15 protein-coding genes and 1 pseudogene are annotated in these 16,996 nt (G+C 68.2%); 12 read left to right on the top strand and 4 right to left on the bottom strand.

Annotated elements, in window-relative coordinates:
• Positions 1–94 precede the first annotated feature (94 nt).
• The 4 genes from SK571_RS17610 to SK571_RS17595 all read left to right on the top strand — a co-directional run bounded on the left by SK571_RS17610 (position 95) and on the right by SK571_RS17595 (position 2,860).
• The gene (locus SK571_RS17610; protein WP_319985166.1) at positions 95–682 is read left to right on the top strand and encodes an LppU/SCO3897 family protein; all 588 of its coding nucleotides are present in this window, start codon (positions 95–97) and stop codon (positions 680–682) included.
• A 50-nt stretch (positions 683–732) separates the two neighbouring features.
• A complete protein-coding gene (locus SK571_RS17605) occupies positions 733–1,215 on the top strand; it encodes an LppU/SCO3897 family protein (protein WP_319985165.1) in 483 nt (160 codons plus the stop codon).
• 182 nt (positions 1,216–1,397) lie between these two features.
• Positions 1,398–1,955, top strand: coding sequence for an LppU/SCO3897 family protein (locus SK571_RS17600; RefSeq protein WP_319985164.1), 558 nt, complete (start codon positions 1,398–1,400; stop codon positions 1,953–1,955).
• An 83-nt stretch (positions 1,956–2,038) separates the two neighbouring features.
• Positions 2,039–2,860 (top strand): LppU/SCO3897 family protein, encoded by an 822-nt coding sequence (locus SK571_RS17595; protein ID WP_319985163.1) that lies wholly within the window; start codon positions 2,039–2,041, stop codon positions 2,858–2,860.
• A gap of 58 nt (positions 2,861–2,918) precedes the next feature.
• On the opposite strand, the gene SK571_RS17590 is transcribed toward SK571_RS17595, so the two are convergent.
• On the bottom strand, positions 2,919–3,896 hold the full coding sequence (locus SK571_RS17590) for an ABC transporter substrate-binding protein (RefSeq protein WP_319985162.1): 978 nt from the start codon (positions 3,894–3,896) through the stop codon (positions 2,919–2,921).
• A 484-nt stretch (positions 3,897–4,380) separates the two neighbouring features.
• Between SK571_RS17590 and SK571_RS17585 the strand changes: the two genes are divergently transcribed.
• From SK571_RS17585 to SK571_RS17570, 4 genes are all read left to right on the top strand, one after another.
• Complete coding sequence (locus SK571_RS17585) at positions 4,381–7,722, top strand: nitrate- and nitrite sensing domain-containing protein (RefSeq protein ID WP_319985161.1); 3,342 nt, start codon at positions 4,381–4,383, stop codon at positions 7,720–7,722.
• Positions 7,719–8,138 (top strand): roadblock/LC7 domain-containing protein, encoded by a 420-nt coding sequence (locus tag SK571_RS17580; RefSeq protein ID WP_030470879.1) that lies wholly within the window; start codon positions 7,719–7,721, stop codon positions 8,136–8,138. The genes SK571_RS17585 and SK571_RS17580 overlap by 4 nt, the downstream gene beginning before the upstream one ends.
• 216 nt (positions 8,139–8,354) lie before the next feature.
• Entirely contained in the window at positions 8,355–8,939 is a 585-nt protein-coding gene (locus SK571_RS17575) for a DUF742 domain-containing protein (RefSeq protein ID WP_245983028.1), read from the top strand.
• Positions 8,920–9,525 (top strand): GTP-binding protein, encoded by a 606-nt coding sequence (locus SK571_RS17570; protein WP_093605474.1) that lies wholly within the window; start codon positions 8,920–8,922, stop codon positions 9,523–9,525. Before SK571_RS17575 ends, SK571_RS17570 begins: the two co-directional genes overlap by 20 nt.
• Positions 9,526–9,668: 143 nt before the next feature.
• Here SK571_RS17570 and SK571_RS17565 read toward each other — a convergent pair whose 3' ends face one another.
• Positions 9,669–9,980 carry a hypothetical protein gene (locus SK571_RS17565; protein WP_319985160.1) on the bottom strand — a complete coding sequence of 104 codons (312 nt, stop codon included), beginning with the start codon at positions 9,978–9,980 and terminating at the stop codon, positions 9,669–9,671.
• Positions 9,981–10,097: 117 nt separating this feature from the next.
• Positions 10,098–12,350, bottom strand: a complete 2,253-nt coding sequence (locus tag SK571_RS17560; protein ID WP_319985159.1) for a helicase-associated domain-containing protein — start codon at positions 12,348–12,350, stop codon at positions 10,098–10,100.
• A gap of 86 nt (positions 12,351–12,436) precedes the next feature.
• On the opposite strand from SK571_RS17560, the gene SK571_RS17555 reads away from it, so the two are divergent.
• The 4 genes and pseudogenes from SK571_RS17555 to SK571_RS17540 all read left to right on the top strand — a co-directional run bounded on the left by SK571_RS17555 (position 12,437) and on the right by SK571_RS17540 (position 15,523).
• Positions 12,437–12,622 carry a hypothetical protein gene (locus tag SK571_RS17555; RefSeq protein WP_266042018.1) on the top strand — a complete coding sequence of 62 codons (186 nt, stop codon included), beginning with the start codon at positions 12,437–12,439 and terminating at the stop codon, positions 12,620–12,622.
• Positions 12,623–12,729: 107 nt separating this feature from the next.
• Positions 12,730–14,112, top strand: coding sequence for an NAD-dependent malic enzyme (locus SK571_RS17550; protein ID WP_319985158.1), 1,383 nt, complete (start codon positions 12,730–12,732; stop codon positions 14,110–14,112).
• 48 nt (positions 14,113–14,160) lie between these two features.
• The gene (gene moaC / locus SK571_RS17545; RefSeq protein ID WP_266042020.1) at positions 14,161–14,634 is read left to right on the top strand and encodes a cyclic pyranopterin monophosphate synthase MoaC; all 474 of its coding nucleotides are present in this window, start codon (positions 14,161–14,163) and stop codon (positions 14,632–14,634) included.
• Positions 14,631–15,523 (top strand): annotated as a pseudogene (locus tag SK571_RS17540) (molybdenum cofactor biosynthesis protein MoaE). The gene moaC and the pseudogene SK571_RS17540 overlap by 4 nt, the downstream one beginning before the upstream one ends.
• A 454-nt stretch (positions 15,524–15,977) precedes the next feature.
• Here SK571_RS17540 and SK571_RS17535 read toward each other — a convergent pair.
• Complete coding sequence (locus SK571_RS17535; protein ID WP_319985157.1) at positions 15,978–16,619, bottom strand: transglycosylase family protein; 642 nt, start codon at positions 16,617–16,619, stop codon at positions 15,978–15,980.
• Between the last annotated feature and the right edge of the window lie 377 nt (positions 16,620–16,996).

Raw genomic sequence — 16,996 nt, 5'->3', positions numbered from 1 at the left:
TGACGACGCCAAATGCGTTCGACCTGCGTCAACTGGCGACGACAACTGTGAGGCGACACACGAAGCCAACATGCCGTGTCGTACGTTCTCGCCCATGAGCACCGAGTCGACTGATCCCGTCGAGCCGCCGGCCGTGGTGACCCCGCAACCCGCGGAGACCGAGACCGACGAGTCGCCCAAGAAGAACAGCTGGCTGAAGTTCGTCATCGTCGGTGTGCTGGCGGTCGTGCTCGTCGGCGGTGGCGTGTGGGGGCTGACGGCACTCAACACCACCGGTGTCGGCGACTGCGTGAGCGCCTCGCCCAAGGACGTGGACAAGCCCGACGGCGACTGGGACATCTCGTCGAAGAGCTGCGACGACGCCGCCGCGACGCACCGGGTCGCCGCCGTGCTGGCCAACGCCGAGGACCAGTGCCCCGCCGAGGGCATCTACGAGCAGATGTCGTCCGGTGGCGGCAAGTCGATGTGCCTGATGCCGAACCTCGCCGAGGGCAACTGCTACACGTCGAGCGACGACGGCGCCTTCAAGAAGGAGGCCTGCACCAAGGACTCGCCCGTGAAGATCGTGAAGAAGGTCGACGGGCTGCCCGAGGAGGGCTCCGTGTGCCCTGAGGGCTCCAGCGAGCTGAGGTTCAGCGAGCCGGCCTCCGTCTACTGCATGGGTGTCCACGAAGGATCCTGATCGGGTGAACTCAGTTGAGTTGAACCCCGTCTGACGCCGATACCCAGGCCATGAAGAAGGTCGGCCTGGGTGTTGCCGCTGTCATCGTGCTCGTGCTGCTCGGCGGGTTCGTCCTGAACCAGCTGGGCGACGTGGCGAAGGCGGCACGCGAGGGCGACTGCGCGCGGATCTCCGGCGCGCTCGACAACCCGACCTACCAGGCGCTCGACTGCGGTTCCGAGCAGGCGAACGTCAAGATCGCCAAGATCCTCGACTGGAACGAGAAGGCCTGCCCGTCCGGCGGCATGGACTACTCGACGTACACGGGCGACGCCACCCTGTGCCTGATGCCGAACTTCGTCGAGGGCGCCTGCTACGGCCAGGACTCCGAGAGCGGCATCGCCAAGGTCGACTGCTCCACGAAGGACTCGGTGAAGGTCGCCAAGGTGTTCAGCGGCAAGGCCGACCGCGCCGTCTGCGGAAACTCGCGCGCGGCGGTCTTCCCGGAGCCCGCGGTCACCTTCTGCCTGGAACGCGGCGACCAGAAGCAGTAGCCGCCCCTCGGACCACGTGGACCGCGTCAGCCGACCTACTGCACCGCGACCACTCATGTGATCCAAGCGGCCGTAACGTTTCCGTAAAGCTCAAGCGTTTTCCTGAGCCACATGGCACTCTCTGCTCCGGCTGTGTCGGGGGGCATGGGCCATCTGGGGTATTTGGGAAATGAGAGAACCGCATGAGCACGACTGAATCCGCTTCGCCCGCGTCAGCGCCGGAGCCCACGCAGGAGCCCGCGCCGAAGAAGTCGAGCATCGGCAAGCGGATCCTGACCTACATCGTCGGCCTGATCGTCGTTGGTGGCGCGTTCTACGCGTTCAACTACTTCAGCAGCGACGTCGCGCAGGCGAAGGTCGGCGACTGCGCCGTCGTCTCCGGCACGTCGACCAGCCCTGAGTACAAGCCGGTCGACTGCGGCGCCGCCGATGCGAACTACACGGTCGGCAAGGCCGGTGGCACGAGCGAGGTGTGCGGCAAGGGCTACGACGAGTACACGCAGTCGCAGCGCCGCGGCCCGAAGACGAAGCTGTGCCTCGCGCCGCTTCTCTCCGAGGGCAAGTGCTACGCCGAGAACACCGGCGGCGTCGGCGCGAAGGCCGTCGAGTGCACCGAGTCGGCCGCCTTCAAGGTGACGAAGGTCGTCAAGGACACCGCCGCTCCGCAGTGCGTGGAGGGTGAGGAGCCGCAGTCCTTCCCCGAGGCGAAGCTGCACTACTGCCTCGGCGCGCCCGCGTAACAGGCTTGATCCAGCGAAACCGGAGTCGTGTCCCACGGCTCCGGTTTCGCTGTCTTTCGCGTGACTCATCCGAGAGGAATCCATTGACCGACCCCAACTACCCCCAGCAGCCAGGGCCTTACGGACCGCCTCCCGGTGGACAGCCGCAGCAGCCGTACGGCCAGCAGCCCGGCCAGCCGAACCCGTACGGTCAACCGCCCCAGCAGGGCTACCCCGGTCAGCCCTACGGCCAGCCAGGACAGCCCGGTCAGCCCGGCGACCCGTACGCCCAGCAGCCGGGCCCGTACGGCCCGCCTCCCGGCCAGATGCCCGGCCAGCCCCTGGGCCAGCCGATGCCCTACGGCCCGCCGCCGAAGAAGAGCGGCGCAGGCAAGATCATCGGCTCGATCGTCACCATCGTCGTGCTCGTCGGCGTCGGCATCCTGGTGAAGGTCCTGATCGGCGGCGGCCTGAGCGCCATCACCGAGCCGTCGGCCAAGCCGGGCGACTGCGCGAGCGTCACGGGCACCACGTTCAGCCCGAAGTACAAGAAGGTCGACTGCTCCTCGGCCGAGGCGAACTACTTCATCGCCAAGGCCATGAAGTCCACGTCGGAGGCGTGCCCGAGCGAGGACTACGCCGAGTACACCGAGTCCGGCCGGCGCAGCTCGTCGCTGAAGCTCTGCCTCGTGGAGAAGCTCGAAGAGGGCAAGTGCTACGAGGAAGAGCTCGTGAAGATGAACATGGAGGGCATGAAGCCCGTCGACTGTTCCAAGGGCAACAACGAGTTCGCCGTCCAGAAGGTCCTGAAGGTCGAGAAGGTCGTCCGGGCGGCCACCGCGGACTGCGGTGAGGCGACGGCCATCGCCTACGCGGAACCGGCTCCGGGCATCACCTACTGCATCTCGGCTGCTGGCGGACAGTGACCGCACGAAAAATGGCGGGCCGGTTCTCCGGTCCGCCATTTCTCATGCCAGGAAACAACTAGTTGGTAGTGCCTGGCGGCAGTAGCTGCTGCACGTCCAGACGCCCGGAAAGCACGTCCTCGGTGTCCATCATGTCGGCGACGCGCTGGAGCCGGATCGGGTTCAGCGACAGCGGGAACGTGCCGACCGACACGAGGGCCGCGGTCGGTGCGTCGACGTCCGCGTAGCCGGTCAGCGAGTCCTGCACGGCGAGCTTGTTGGCCTGCGCGCGCTGCTGCGCCTCGCGCAGCACGTCCCGGAACACCTTCATCGTCTTCGGGTTCGCCTCGGCGAACTTCTTCGACGACGCGTAGCCGGACATCGGGAAGTCCAGTGTCGGGCCGCGGGCGGTGTCGGTGACGATCTTCGCGCCGATCTTGCGCTGCGCCTTCGTGATGAAGGGCTCGATCATGAACGCCGCGTCGACCTGGCCGGCCGTGAGTGCGGCCTCCATGTCGGCGAACGCCATCGGCTTGAACTTGATCTTCTGCTTCTCGACCGCGGCGGTGTCCAGCACGGCACGCGTGGTGAGCGCGCCGATGTCGGTCTCGCTGTTCACGGCGATGGTCGGAGCCGATTTCTTGCCGGGGTCGTCGTAGTCCGACGAGGCCGACGTGACGAGCGCCATCGAGTTCGGGCCGGCCTGGTAGGCCTCACCCTGCAGCTGCAGTTCGGTGCCCTCGGCGACCGCGCGGAAGAGGCTGACGTGCGTCGCCCACGTGAGGTCGAGCGTGGTGTCCAGCTGCTTGATGGCCTCTGCCTCGCTGGGCTGGGTGACCAGGTTGACCTGCAGACCGGCCTTCTCGAACAGCTTCTCGGTCAGCGCGATCCGCAACGGGGCCACGTCGACGACCGGCAGCACGCCGATGCGGATGACGTTGCGCTCCACGTCCGCGTTGCCGCCGTTCGAGGAGCTTCCGAACAGGCCGCAGCTCGCGGTCAGAACACACGTGATGAGCACTGCAGAAAGCCGCAGAGCTTTGGCTCGGGTAGCCATGGCACCTCTCGCCGGTAGGGCTTGGGTAGCTTCGAATTGATCAGTGAGCGTCGCCACAGACCAGGGCGTCCGCAGTCCCAACTGCGAGTTCGGACGGACGTGGGGTGTGCCGACATCCGGGGATGTTAACCACCTGAACGTATGAAACGACACCCCATCTCGATACGGTGAGTGCTTCTGGAGACTTCCCCCGGGGAGGGGGTGACCATTACCCTTCCGGCTCGGGTGGCACAGGTCGTAGTAGACCGACGTGTCTTCAGACGGGGTAGGGCGCCTCACCGGGCGAACAACCCCTGTGCTGCAATTCGGCCCGTTTGACGAGTCCATGCTCGGTCCTGGGGAGAGACCGGGACACTGCTGCTGGAAGAGGAAGCCCAGAGTGGCCCGACGTGAGAGAGGTCCCAGCCAGTTTGGCGTGGGTGACACCACACGCTCCGAAAGGCCCGAATCGGGTGACGGACTGGCTGCGCTGGGTAACGGACCGATGAACGTGACACCGGACTCGGTGAAGCACGACGCCGGTGCCGGACCCGGTTCAGGATCTACCCGATCCGCGGGATGGCGCCTGCGCAACTGGCGGTTGCGCACCAAGCTGCTCGCCGTTCTGCTCATCCCGACGGTCTGTGCGCTCGCACTGGGTGGTCTGCGAGTCCGCGGCGACCTCCAGGCCGCGACGGAGTTCAACAACCTCGCGAACCAGATCCGCCTCGAGACCGCGGTCGCGGACCTGGTGCAGCAGCTGCAGCGCGAACGCGACCTGTCGGTCAGCTACGTCGCGTCGAACAAGAAGCTCGACAGGGTTGTTCTCGAACGGCAGCTGCGCCGCGTGAATGACACCAGCGAGGCGTTCAGCAACAGGATCGCCGAGCTCAGCTCCGACCTGAACTCGGCTGCCGTCGAGCGCTTCCAGGTCGCGGCCAAGCAGCTCGACCGCCTGAACAGCCTCCGCAACTCGGTGCGCGACACGCAGTACCCCGCCGAGGCCGTCCAGCGCACCTACTCGGAGTCCATCGAGACGCTCATCGGCCTCGGTGAGCAGACGATTTCCGAGATCAACGACCCGGAACTGGTGCGACTGCACCTGACCACGAACGCCATCGCGCGCATCAAGGAGCAGGAGTCGCTCAAGCGGGCGATCCTCCTGGACGTCTTCCAGCGCAAGGCGTTCACGCCGTCCCAGCTGCGCTCCCTGCAGGCAGCGGACGCCGAGCTCGAAGCGGCCCGCAACGACTTCCGCAAGTCCGCGACGCCCGAGCAGGCCAAGATCTACGACGACACCGTCACCGGCCTCATCGTCGACAACGCGAACGACATGCAGGAATCGGCGATCAACCAGCAGGCGGGCCAGAAGGACTTCACGCAGGTCACGCCCGAGAAGTGGGACATCGCCGCCACGCTGACGGTCAACCTGACCCGTGACGTCGAGAACCTGCTGGTCGAGCAGCTGCAGACCAAGACCGACGACCTGGCCGGCGACACGCGCACCAGGGCGTACGTCGAATCCGGCATCGTGCTCGTGATCCTCGCGCTCGCGCTGCTGATGGCGCTGTTCGTCGCCCGCTCGATCCTCAACCCGCTGCGCACGCTGCGCCGCACGGCCCTCGACGTCGCCGACCACGGTCTCCCCGACGCGGTCGAGCGGATCCTCGCGGACCCCAACCCGGAGAACGCGGCCAAGACCGCCGTCGAACCGGTGCCGGTGCACACGCGGGAAGAGATCGGCCAGGTGGCGCGCGCGTTCGACGCGGTGCACGGTGAAGCGGTGCGACTGGCCGCCCAGCAGGCCCTCCTGCGTGACAACGTCAACGCGATGTTCGTCAACCTGTCCCGCAGGTCGCAGGCCCTGGTCGAGCGCCAGCTGAACCTGATCGACCGGCTGGAGCAGGACGAGCAGGACCCGGACCAGCTGGCCTCGCTGTTCGAGCTGGACCACCTCGCCACGCGTATGCGCCGCAACTCGGAGAACCTGCTGGTCCTCTCGGGTACGGACCTCTCGCGGCGCCTGACCCGGCCCGTCCCGGCCGCCGAGGTTCTCGGCGCTGCGGTCTCCGAGGTCGAGCAGTACGCCCGCGTGCAGGTCGGTCAGACCCCGGACCTCACGGTCCAGGGCCGCGCGGTCAACGACCTCGTGCACCTCATCGCCGAGCTGCTGGACAACGCCACGGCGTTCTCCGACCCGGTCACCAAGGTCACCGTTCGCACGGCCAAGACCCGCAAGGGCGAGCTGGCGATCGAGATCCAGGACCGCGGCGTGGGCATGGGCGAGCAGGAGATCATCGACGCCAACGAGCGTCTGGCCGACCCGCCGGACGTCGACGTCGCCGTCTCCCGCCGAATGGGCCTGTACGTGGTCGCGCGGCTCGCCAAGCGCCACGACATCAAGGTCCGCCTGCGCGGCAACGAGGACATCGAGGGCGGCACGACGGCGCTGGTGATCGTGCCGGAGACGCTCACCGCGATCCCCGGCCAGGCGCCTGTCTCGACCCCGCCGTCCGGTTCCGGCTCGCTGGCCTCCGCGTTCGGCATGTCGCCGTCCGCGTCGGCACCGGCGCTGCCGGCGCCGATGCCGCAGGCCGAGCACACGACGGAGATCGGCACCACCGCCGTCAGGGCCAGCGGCATCGCCGGCGCCTTCGGCGGTGCCACCGGTGTCACGCCGCGCATCGACGAGTCGAGCCCGAGCAACCCGGGCATCCCGGTCAACTTCGTGCCCAGCTCGATCACCGACACCGGTGCGGGCGCGACGGCGATCCCGGTCTACAGCGACCCGCCGATCGAGGACGTGACGCCGTCCGAGCGGTGGCGCCGCGACCAGCTCGCGGCGGTCGAGCCGGAGGGTTCGTTCGGCGAGCCCACCCTCTTCACGGCCTACGAGGACCGCAACGAAGAGGCCGGCGAGATCTCCTTCGAGCCCGGCTACGAGACCACCCAGTTCGTGCCGATCCCGCCGATCGAGGACGAGCCCGCCTCGTCCAACGGCATCTCGCGCGCCTCGGCCGACGAGGGTCGTCTCGACATCGGGATGGGTCACCGCAACGGGACCTCGGAAGCCTCGCGCAAGAAGATCGAGCACGACCTGGACGCCCCGACCGAACGCCTCCCGATCTACGAGGCCGTCCTGTCGCAGTGGTTCCAGGCCGTGGGCAGCGAGACGTCCGCATCGGCCGCTCAGCCGGTCCCTGCGGCCGCTGAGGACGATGCACCGGCCGCCACCAACGGGCACGTCGAGTCGAGGCTCGGCGGGACCGACAAGCGCTCCGTCGAGTACATCGACGAGCCTCCGTCGACCCCGCCGCTCTCGGACGGGCCCGAACCGGAGCTGCCGACCCGGACTCGCAAGCCTGTACCGGCGGTGGCACCCACCACCACGTCGGCCGCTGGTCTTCCGGTGCGCACGCCGCGCTCGAAGGTCCAGCCGGCGGCTGAGGAAGTACCCGCACCCGCCGAGCAGGAGCGAGTTGTGGAACCCGAGCCCGTTGTGGAGGAGACTCCAGCGGCGGCACCCACTTCCGAGTCGGCTTGGCAATCGCCTGCCGATGAGGGATGGCACGCGGCTCAGGCGTTGTTGAACAAGACGCCGGAGACGAAGACCACGGCAGGACTGCCGAAACGGACACCGAAGGCTCAGCTCGTGCCAGGATCTGCAGCACCCAAGCAGCAGTCCCTGTCGCAGACAGCACAGCGCCCGCCGCTGCCGCCCCGTACCGCTGACGCGGTGCGCGGACGGATGTCGAGCCTGCAGAGTGGTGTCAAGCGAGGCCGGCACGCATTGATCGAGGCATACGCTGGTGACCAATCGAGCCGGCAGAACGAGGAGCAGGAGTGACGACCGCAGCGCAGCCAGGCAGCTTTGGTTGGCTTATCACCGACTTCGTGCGGAGGGTGCCCGGAGTGGCACATTCCGTTGTGGTGTCCGCGGACGGGCTGTTGCTCGCGGGATCCCAGGGCCTGCCCCGGGACCGTGCAGAGCAGCTGTCCGCAGTCGCGTCCGGACTGGTCAGCCTCACCCAGGGTGCTGCCCGCTGCTTCGAAGCAGGCGGGGTCAACCAGACGGTCGTCGAGATGGAGCGGGGCTACCTGTTCCTCATGTCGATCAGTGACGGTTCTTGCCTTGCCGTCCTGGCGGCGCCCAACTGCGACATCGGCCTCGTGGCCTACGAGATGACGCTGTTGGTGGAGAGAGTCGGTCAACAACTCACCCCTGAGCTGCGCGCGCAGCTTCAGGGTGTGGTCCGTCGCTAGACCTCATCTGAAGTTCAGGGGTGAGAACAAATGGCTGGTAGATCTGGCGCTAGAGGCCGGGGCTTCGGTAGGAACTTCAACTACCAGGAGTGGGCTTCTGGTGGGTTCCAGTTCGACGAGCCTGACGCGATACCCCAAGAACCAGAGGAAACCGAGGACGCGCCCCACGATGAGCGGGTTACAGGGCAAGGGCTAGGCGATATGTCTCAGCGTGAGGTGGACGACTCGTCGTCGTATCCGTACGACGACGTGCCGAACCGGTTCGACATAGACGGATACGGCTCCGGGCTGTTCGGTGGCCCCGGCGCGGACCTCTTCGGCCAGCACGAGATGCCGGAAGCGGTGCCGGAACAACTGCCGTACACAACCGGTCCGCATCCGGTCTACAGCACTGGCGGCCAACCGGCGTACAGCACCGGTGCGCAGCCTCAAGTGCGTCCGGAGGAGAATGCTTCTGCGGACTCGGGTTCACTGGTGCGGCCTTACACACGCACCGGTGGACGCACACGGCCCGACTACGACCTTGCTATCGAGGCGCTGATTTCGACCAGCGAAAAGGGCCTCGAACGGGATGCCGCAGTACTTCCCGAGCACAGGTCGATCTGCGGGCTGTGTGTGGACACGCGGTCGGTGGCCGAGGTCGCGGCACTCCTACGCTTGCCACTTGGCGTCGTGCGGGTGTTGATCGGCGACATGGCAAGCATGGGTTTGGTTTTGATTCACCAGGGCGGTCTGGTCGTGGGGGACCGGCCTTCCATGGAATTCCTGGAGAGGGTGCTCAGTGGGCTTCGCAAGCTCTAGTCCCCAGGGCGCCGAGGGCGCACGGAAGCCGACGACGTCTGCCAAGATCGTGGTGGCGGGTGGCTTCGGTGTGGGCAAAACGACGTTCGTCGGCTCGGTGTCCGAGATCGTCCCGTTGACCACCGAGGCGGTGATGACCGAGGCCAGCGCGGGGGTGGACGACCTCTCCGCCACGCCCAACAAGGTCACCACGACCGTCGCGATGGACTTCGGCCGCGTGTCGCTCGACAGCGACCTGATCCTGTACCTCTTCGGTACACCGGGTCAGCACCGGTTCTGGTTCATGTGGGACGACCTCGTGCGTGGTGCCATCGGCGCCATCGTGCTGGTCGACACCCGCCGCCTGGCCGACGCTTTCGCCTCGATCGACTTCTTCGACGACCGGCAGCTGCCGTACGTCGTCGGCGTCAACTGCTTCGACGGCCTCCTCCACCACAGGCTGGAGGACGTGCGCGAAGCACTCACGATCGACGAGTCGGTGCCGATCGTGACGTGCGACGCGCGCAACCGGCAGTCGACGAAGCAGACGCTCATCACGCTGGTGGAGCACGCGATGCGCCAGTGGATGTCCGTCCGCGCGGGCTGAACTCCTTCCGCCGGAGTACGACCGCACACACAACTGAACGAGGCGAGCGCCACCTTCGGGAACGGCGCTCGCCTCGTCGTTGTGTCCTGACTCAGCTCGGTTGTCCGTCCAAGCGGTCGTCCCTTCGCCGTTCTTCGCCGCTGTCAGCCGATGTGCAGACCGACACCGATGCCGATGAAGATGCCGTCGAGCAGACCGTGATGACCGTGGTGCCAGTCGTCATCCCAGTCGTCGCAGTCGTCGTCCCAGTCGTGCCAGTGGTGACCGGTGCTGATCCCGAGGCCGATGCCGAGGCCGATGTCGTCGGTCCTGGGGGCGGTGTCCACCCGGACGTGGGCGGCGTTGTCGTCCTGCGTGATCGGGGCGGCCGCCGCGGTGCCGGACGAGAACGGCAAGGCGAAGGCCAGGGCTGTGAGGGTGGCGGCGACTTGGATCGCCGGCCGGGTGCTGACCATTGTGGAGTCCTCCTAGGTCGATGAACGTGTCTCGGGTACGTCCACGTCAATCGACGCTAGGTGGCGCAACGCCCACGTAAGGGTGGTCGAGGTTTCCTATCGGGGGATGACCGACCGTCAGTCCTCGTCCACCAAAGCGGCGGACGTGACGCGATGAAGAGGGAACCTGAGCACCTCTCCGTAGCTGTGGTCGTAGCCTTCCAGCACGCCACCCCCCACCACGTGCGGCTCGATCACGCGCTGTGCCGCCGTGCCGTGGGAGTCGACGAACCCGACGAGCACCCTGCGGCGCGCCCGTGCCGCCTGCTGGAGCAACGACAGGGTGGCGGACGGACCGGCGCCGAGGTGTCCCGGAACGGCGATCCGTTCACCCCGTGGTGTCGCGGCGGCGCGATCACCGGCCCGGACCAGCCGGACGAGTTCACCCAACCGCTCGTCGGGGTGCACGGCGGGTGACACCGGTTTGCGGGCACTGCGCTGCCTCGGCGTGGTCCGGCGGCCGCCCGGCCGCAGGTCGAGGACCTGGCCGTCCGGGCCCTCCGCCGCCGGGGCGAACCCGGCCGAGCGCAGCCCGTCCAGCACGTCCGCCAGCGGCAACGGGCTGACGAGCACGGTCGGGGCGATCCGGCGCAGCTCCAGCCGCGCGGCCTCGGGGTGCGCGAGGACCTCGCTGATCAGCACCGAGTCGTCGCAGCGCAGGAACGAGCCCGCCGCCCCGCCGCGCAACCTGCCGTGGCGGCGCGCGGCGTCGTCGATCAGGTAGGTCAGCGACTGCGGGACGGGCGTGCGCGAACGGGTCTTGAAGAGTTCTTGCAGCTCGTCGGCGGTGCGTCCGGCGTCGAAGGCGCGGCGGACGGTGGTCTCGCTGATCCGGTAGACCGTGGCGCCGCCGGCCGACTCGACGTTCGCGACCAGTGCCAGCTCGTCCGCGAGTTCCGGTTCGAGACGGCCGGGGGCGACGACGGTGAGGTCGGCCTGCACCAGCACGTGGTCGAGCGGAGCGGGCAGGGCGTCCCCGAGGGACTTCGCGGCGTGGCCGGGGCCCTCGTCGAGCAGCACGCGGCCCGCGCTGGTGATCGCGCCGAGGGCGAGCACGCCGACCGCGGTGCCCTCCTCGACCGTCCAGCGGACCAGTTCGTCGCGCTGCCTGCCGCCCCGGCGCGGTGCGCGCCAGCCGAGCAGGACGGCCAGGTCGGCGGGGGTCGCGATCGAGGTGCCCTTGGGGAACGCGCCGAGCGCCTCCAGGATCCAGCGCCGGTCGCGCGGGGCCTGGGCGCGGCGGATCTCGTCCGCGAGCGGGTTGAAGAGCTTGTCCTTCTCGTCGCGGCGGCCGATCAGCGCGGGCAGTCGCGGCAGGTCGAGCCAGGCGTGCGCGAGCGTGGCCCAGCGGACCTCGGTGGTCGCGGCGAGCCAGACGTCGGCCTTGGTCGTCGGCACCCACTCGGGTTCCGCGGCCTCGGTGTTCGCGGCCAGGTCCGCGCCGACCACGAGCTCGATCAGCAGGGCGGCGCGGCGTTCGTCGACGTCGAGGTCCTTGGCTGCCTTGCGCAGCTCGCGGACGCCCAGGCCGCCCGTCCGCAGCACCGGCGCCGGTTCGGCCGACCAGCTCGCGATGAGGTTCTCGACGTGCCGGACGAGCTCCAGGGCCTCACCCGCGCCGGTGGCGTCGACGCTGCTCTGCTGGAGCGTGGTCGTCTTCAGCTTCGGCTCGGTGACCTGGATCGGGCCGAGAGGGCGGTCGCCGCGCAGATCGAGGGCGATCTCCCGCGGCAGTTCGACCGTGCCGGGGTCGCGGCGCAGCAGCAGGCCGCGGGCGAGCAGCCGTTGCACGGGCGTCTCGGCCTTCTCGAGCGGCACGACGCGGGAGGCGTCCTTGGTGTCGCCGATGGGCGGTCCGGCGGCGAGCTTCTGCAGGACCCGCTGCTCGCCCTCGGTGATGCCGGTGAGGTCGTAGGTCTGCCCGGTCCCGCGGCCCAGGCCACCGGGATAGGAGCCGAACGCCTCGCGGGTGAGGGGAGGGATCGACAGCGCGTCGTCGTCGCCCCAGGCGAGGGCGAGGGACCTCAGCCTTGCGACCGCCTGCTTGAGCGGCCTGGGCTTCACATCCGGCCCGAGGATCTGCGCGAGTGTGGTCAACGCCACGGGCCCGGCGTCCGCACCCTGCACGACCAGGGCCTCGAGCACGGTCAGCGTGAAGGTGTCGAGGTCCTCGCAGGCACGCGCGATCGACGCCCTGGTGCCGACCCGTGTCGCGAGCACGGACATATCGGCAGGTGGGGGCGTTGCCAGATCGGGGCGCGCGCGCAGCAGCGCGACGAGAGCAACGTCGTCCTGGGCGCGCAGCCAGTCGGCGAGTGTGATGCCGGACATTCTCACCACGGTATATGGGTCGCCGGAGAACACATCGTGCTCTGTCACACTTGTGCCCGTCAGCAGGCACGACCGAGGAGGAGAACGTGGCGAAAGGACGCCCTGGACGGGTCGACCCGCACTGGCCGGATGGCCCGGACGGCGGTCACCCCGTCACCGAACTGACCAGTGACCTGCAGGGTGCGCTCTCCCCGTTCGGCACGGTGACGTTCCCGCTGCCGTCGGAGGACCTCCCGTACAAGCACCCGGTGACCGAGATCAACAAGTCCTGAGTGGATTGTCAGGCCGGTCTTAAAACTCGCCGAGTCGGGTGAGTACCGCAAAGGGGCCGGGGATAGGCTCGTTTCCCGCTTGAGCTGTACTTCGTGGGAGGACGACGATGCCGGTCCCCGGCCCTGGTTACTCGATCACCGTTCGTCTGGAGGCGCCGCCGTCAGCGAGCGCCGCGGGTGACCTCACTTCGGCCGTCGGCCGCGCCGGTGGTGTGATCACGGCGTTCGACGTCGTGGAGTCGCACAACGACCGCGTCGTCATCGACCTCACGTGCAACGCGCTGTCCGCGAACCACGCCAAGGACATCACCGACACGCTGGAGACGCTGCCCGGCATCGTCGTCCGCAAGGTGTCGGACCGCACGTTCCTCGTGCACCTCGGCGGCAAGATCGAGATCGCGTCCAAGGTGCCGCTGCGCAACCGTGACGACCTCTCCCGCGCGTACACGCCGGGTGTCGCCCGCGTGTGCGAGGCCATCGCCAAGAACCCGGACGACGCGCGCCGCCTGACCATCAAGCGCAACACCGTCGCCGTCGTCACCGACGGTTCGGCCGTGCTCGGTCTCGGCAACCTCGGCCCCGCCGCCGCGCTGCCGGTGATGGAGGGCAAGGCCGCGCTGTTCAAGAAGTTCGCCGGCGTCGACGCCTGGCCGGTCTGCCTGGACACCCAGGACACCGAGGAGATCATCCGCGCGGTCGAGCTCATCGCTCCCGTGTACGGCGGCATCAACCTCGAGGACATCTCCGCGCCGCGCTGCTTCGAGATCGAGGCCCGCCTGCGCGAGAAGCTCGACATCCCGGTGTTCCACGACGACCAGCACGGCACCGCGATCGTCGTCGTGGCTGCACTCAGGAATGCGCTTCGGGTCGTCAACAAGGACATCAAGAACTGCCGCATCACGGTCTGCGGCGTCGGTGCCGCGGGTTCCGCGATCATCCGCCTGCTGCAGGCCCAGACGCCGGGCGACATCATCGCCGTGGACGTCGACGGCATCGTGCACCGCGACCGTCCCGGCCTGGACTCGAACCTGAAGTCCATCGCCGCGTCCACGAACAAGGACAACCAGTCCGGCCGCCTGCACGACGCGCTGGTCGGCTCGGACGTGTTCATCGGCGTCTCCGCTCCCAACCTGTTCGGCGCGGACCAGGTCGCGACCATGGCGAAGGACGCCATCGTGTTCGCGCTGGCCAACCCGGACCCGGAGATCGACCCGATGGAGGCCCAGCAGCACGCCGCCGTCGTCGCGACCGGCCGTTCGGACTTCCCGAACCAGATCAACAACGTGCTGGCGTTCCCCGGCGTCTTCCGCGGCCTGCTGGACGCGCACGCCCGCACCATCACGGACGCGATGCTGCTGGCCGCCGCGCAGGCCATCGCCGACGTGGTGGACGGCGATCGCCTCAACGCATCGTTCATCGTGCCGTCGGTCTTCGACAACACCGTCGCTCCGGCGGTGGCCGAAGCGGTGCGCAAGGCAGCGACTTCGTAAGGGATTTCGGCACGGGCCGTTCGCGCGGGTCAGGCATACGATCGCCGTATGACCAAGCAGTTCACCCACCTGGACTCCCAAGGCGCGGCCCGGATGGTCGACGTCTCCGGCAAGGAGCAGACCACCCGGACCGCCGTGGCCACCGGGATCCTGCACACGACCGCCGAAGTGGTTGAGTTGCTGGGCGCCGACGGCCTGCCCAAGGGCGACGCCCTGGCGACGGCCCGGATCGCGGGCATCATGGCCGCGAAGCGCACCTGGGAACTCGTGCCGCTGTGCCACCCGATCGCGTTGTCGTCGGTGGTGGTGGACCTGGCACTGGCGCCGTCCGCCGTGCTGATCACCGCCACCGTCCGCACCACCGACCGCACGGGCGTGGAGATGGAAGCCCTGACCGCGGTCTCCGTGGCCGGCCTGACGCTCCACGACATGGTGAAGTCGGTAGATCCCGCCGCGTCCCTGGACGCGGTGCGGGTGGAGCGCAAGGAAGGCGGCAAGTCCGGCCTGTGGGAACGCCCGTGAAGGCGGTGGTGATCACCGCGTCCAACCGCGCCGCAGCCGGGGTCTACGCCGATCGCAGCGGCCCTCTGATCGTCGAATGGCTAGAGGAGCGCGGGTTCTCGGTCTCCTCGCCGGTGGTGGTGCCGGACGGCGATCCGGTGCGCGAGGCGCTGACGGCCGCGGTGTCCGCCGGCGCCGATCTGGTGCTGACGACCGGTGGCACCGGCATCAACCCGACCGACCGGACGCCCGAGGCGACTCGCGCGGTGCTGGACTACGAGGTGCCCGGCCTGGCCGACGTCATCCGGATGTCGGGCTGGCCGCGGGTGCCCGGCTCTGTGTTGTCGCGTGGCGTCGCCGGGGTCGCCGGGCGGACGTTGATCGTGAACCTGCCCGGATCGACCGGCGGGGTGCGGGACGGGCTGGACGTGCTCGCCTCGGTCGTCGAGCATGCTCTCGACCAACTGCGTGGAGGTGACCACAAATGAGCGTGGTGCTGCGGGCCGTGGTGACCGAGGAGCCGTTGTCGGTGGAGGAGCACGCGGCTCTGGTCGGGTCTGACCGGGCCGGTGCCGTGGTCACCTTCTCCGGTGTCGTGCGGGATCACGACGGTGGGCGGACGGTGCTGGAGTTGGAGTACCACTCGCACCCGTCCGCTTCGGACGTGGTGGCCGAGGTCGTCGAGTCGCTGGCCTCGAAGTACTCCGGGGTGCACGGGATCGCTGTCTCGCACCGGGTCGGGCCGTTGAAGATCGGTGATGTGGCTTTGGCCTGTGCGGTGGCCGCCGAGCATCGGGGGGAAGCGTTTTCCCTCTGTGCTGACCTGGTGGACGAGGTCAAGGCTCGGTTGCCGGTGTGGAAGCGGCAGGTATTTCCTGGCGGCGAGGACGAGTGGGTCAACTGCCCCTGAGGCTGGCCTCGCGGGTGGGCTTGCGGGCGGCTGGTTCCTGTACCAGCGAAGAGGTCGCCTTGCGATTGCTGGCGCCGGTTCCAGCGAAGAGGTCGCGCTCTCACACACATTTGCCGCCGAGTTGGCGGTAGAAAACTGCCGGCGCAATCGTTTGCTGATCACCTCAAGTACCGCCAACCGTGCAGGTGACAGCCATGATCGAAGCTCGGCCACCTGCCGGCGTCCCTCCCACTCGTCACTAATCCAAGAATTAGCTGCGACACACCACTAGTGCGGACAACCTGGCAGGGCTCGCCCCGGCTCATCTGGCGCGCTGTGGACCCGTCCCACCCCGGAAATGCAGGCAGGGACCTCACCGTCGGGGGGTAACGGTGAGATCCCTGGTCCTGTGTCAGCCCACTTGAACGGGCCGGCGATCGTGCGGCCGATCAGATCGGTCCGAGCCTGAGGAGGCTCAGATCAGGATCTTGTGGCCCGGGAAGATCAGGTCCGGGTTCGTGATGAAGCCCTTGTTCTTCTCCACGATGGCCTGGTAGCCGCCGGCGACCTTGTTGGCGTCCGCGATCTTCGACAGGGTGTCGCCTGCCTTGATCTCGTAGTTGCCGCTCGGGTTCGTCTTCGAACCCTCGAGCGCGACGACCGGCGCCTGCTGCACCGGCGCGGCCTGGCGCTGCTGCGGCTGGACCTTGCGCTGCTGCTGCGGTGCCGGGGCGGTCCTGGCGGCCGGAGCCGAGTTGGCGCCCAGCTTGCGGCTGCAGGCCGGCCACGCGTTGTTCACGCCCTGGCCGACGGCGACGCGCTCGGCGACAGCGATCTGCTGCTCGCGGGAGGCGTTGGCCGGGTTGCCCTGGCCGCCGTAGGCGTTCCACGTCTGCTGGGTGAACTGCAGGCCGCCGTAGTAGCCGTTGCCCGTGTTGGCGCCCCAGTTACCACTTGCCTCGCACTGCGCGAGGGCGTCCCAGTTCACGGGGGCGGCGTTGGCGGTGCCAACGGCCAGGCCCAGAGGGGCGCCGGCGATGATGCCGACAGCCGCGACCTTGGCGATAGTGCGAGCGGCGGAACTCTGCTTGCCCTTGTTGCCTCGGTTGAAAGCCATGTGCCTCTCGGTCCACCTCACCTGCGGTCAGGAACTCGGGTTCGGGGCCCGGTGCGTTCCTGCGTCCCAGTCCGGCGGTTTCTCTCGCTCGGGGTATGTGCCGGAGAACCCTCGGACTGGGTTCGGTGTTCGGTCCTCCGGATGGTGCTTGCGGCTGGTTCGGGCCAGCCGAGGAGCGACCGTACGTAACCGCCGAGCCGCTCTCCAAATGTTTCGTGCTGTGATGCGTATCACAGTAACGTTTTGGTTTGTTGTGATGAGCCTACAAAACAGCAGCTCAAAGGCGTCGTTATCGGTCTGTTTCCAATCCGAGATCGACCGAGATCTATCACGGAAAGTGAGGCGTGGCTCACGCGTGTCGGGCCGTCGGAGACGGC

This window comes from Lentzea kristufekii, assembly GCF_033949925.1.
In the GTDB taxonomy this organism is placed as follows: domain Bacteria; phylum Actinomycetota; class Actinomycetes; order Mycobacteriales; family Pseudonocardiaceae; genus Lentzea; species Lentzea kristufekii.
The sequence above is the reverse complement of the archived record's forward strand: the minus strand, read 5'-3'. Positions and strand labels throughout refer to the sequence as shown.

What these genes read in the sequence shown, in the direction of transcription:
- SK571_RS17590 (WP_319985162.1), bottom strand. Translation starts at nt 3,896, where the DNA reads ATGGCTACCCGAGCCAAAGCTCTGCGGCTTTCTGCAGTGCTCATCACG.
- moaC (WP_266042020.1), top strand. Translation starts at nt 14,161, where the DNA reads ATGACCAAGCAGTTCACCCACCTGGACTCCCAAGGCGCGGCCCGGATG.
- SK571_RS17585 (WP_319985161.1), top strand. Translation starts at nt 4,381, where the DNA reads ATGAACGTGACACCGGACTCGGTGAAGCACGACGCCGGTGCCGGACCC.
- SK571_RS17600 (WP_319985164.1), top strand. Translation starts at nt 1,398, where the DNA reads ATGAGCACGACTGAATCCGCTTCGCCCGCGTCAGCGCCGGAGCCCACG.
- SK571_RS17560 (WP_319985159.1), bottom strand. Translation starts at nt 12,350, where the DNA reads ATGTCCGGCATCACACTCGCCGACTGGCTGCGCGCCCAGGACGACGTT.
- SK571_RS17610 (WP_319985166.1), top strand. Translation starts at nt 95, where the DNA reads ATGAGCACCGAGTCGACTGATCCCGTCGAGCCGCCGGCCGTGGTGACC.
- SK571_RS17605 (WP_319985165.1), top strand. Translation starts at nt 733, where the DNA reads ATGAAGAAGGTCGGCCTGGGTGTTGCCGCTGTCATCGTGCTCGTGCTG.
- SK571_RS17535 (WP_319985157.1), bottom strand. Translation starts at nt 16,619, where the DNA reads ATGGCTTTCAACCGAGGCAACAAGGGCAAGCAGAGTTCCGCCGCTCGC.
- SK571_RS17565 (WP_319985160.1), bottom strand. Translation starts at nt 9,980, where the DNA reads ATGGTCAGCACCCGGCCGGCGATCCAAGTCGCCGCCACCCTCACAGCC.
- SK571_RS17550 (WP_319985158.1), top strand. Translation starts at nt 12,730, where the DNA reads ATGCCGGTCCCCGGCCCTGGTTACTCGATCACCGTTCGTCTGGAGGCG.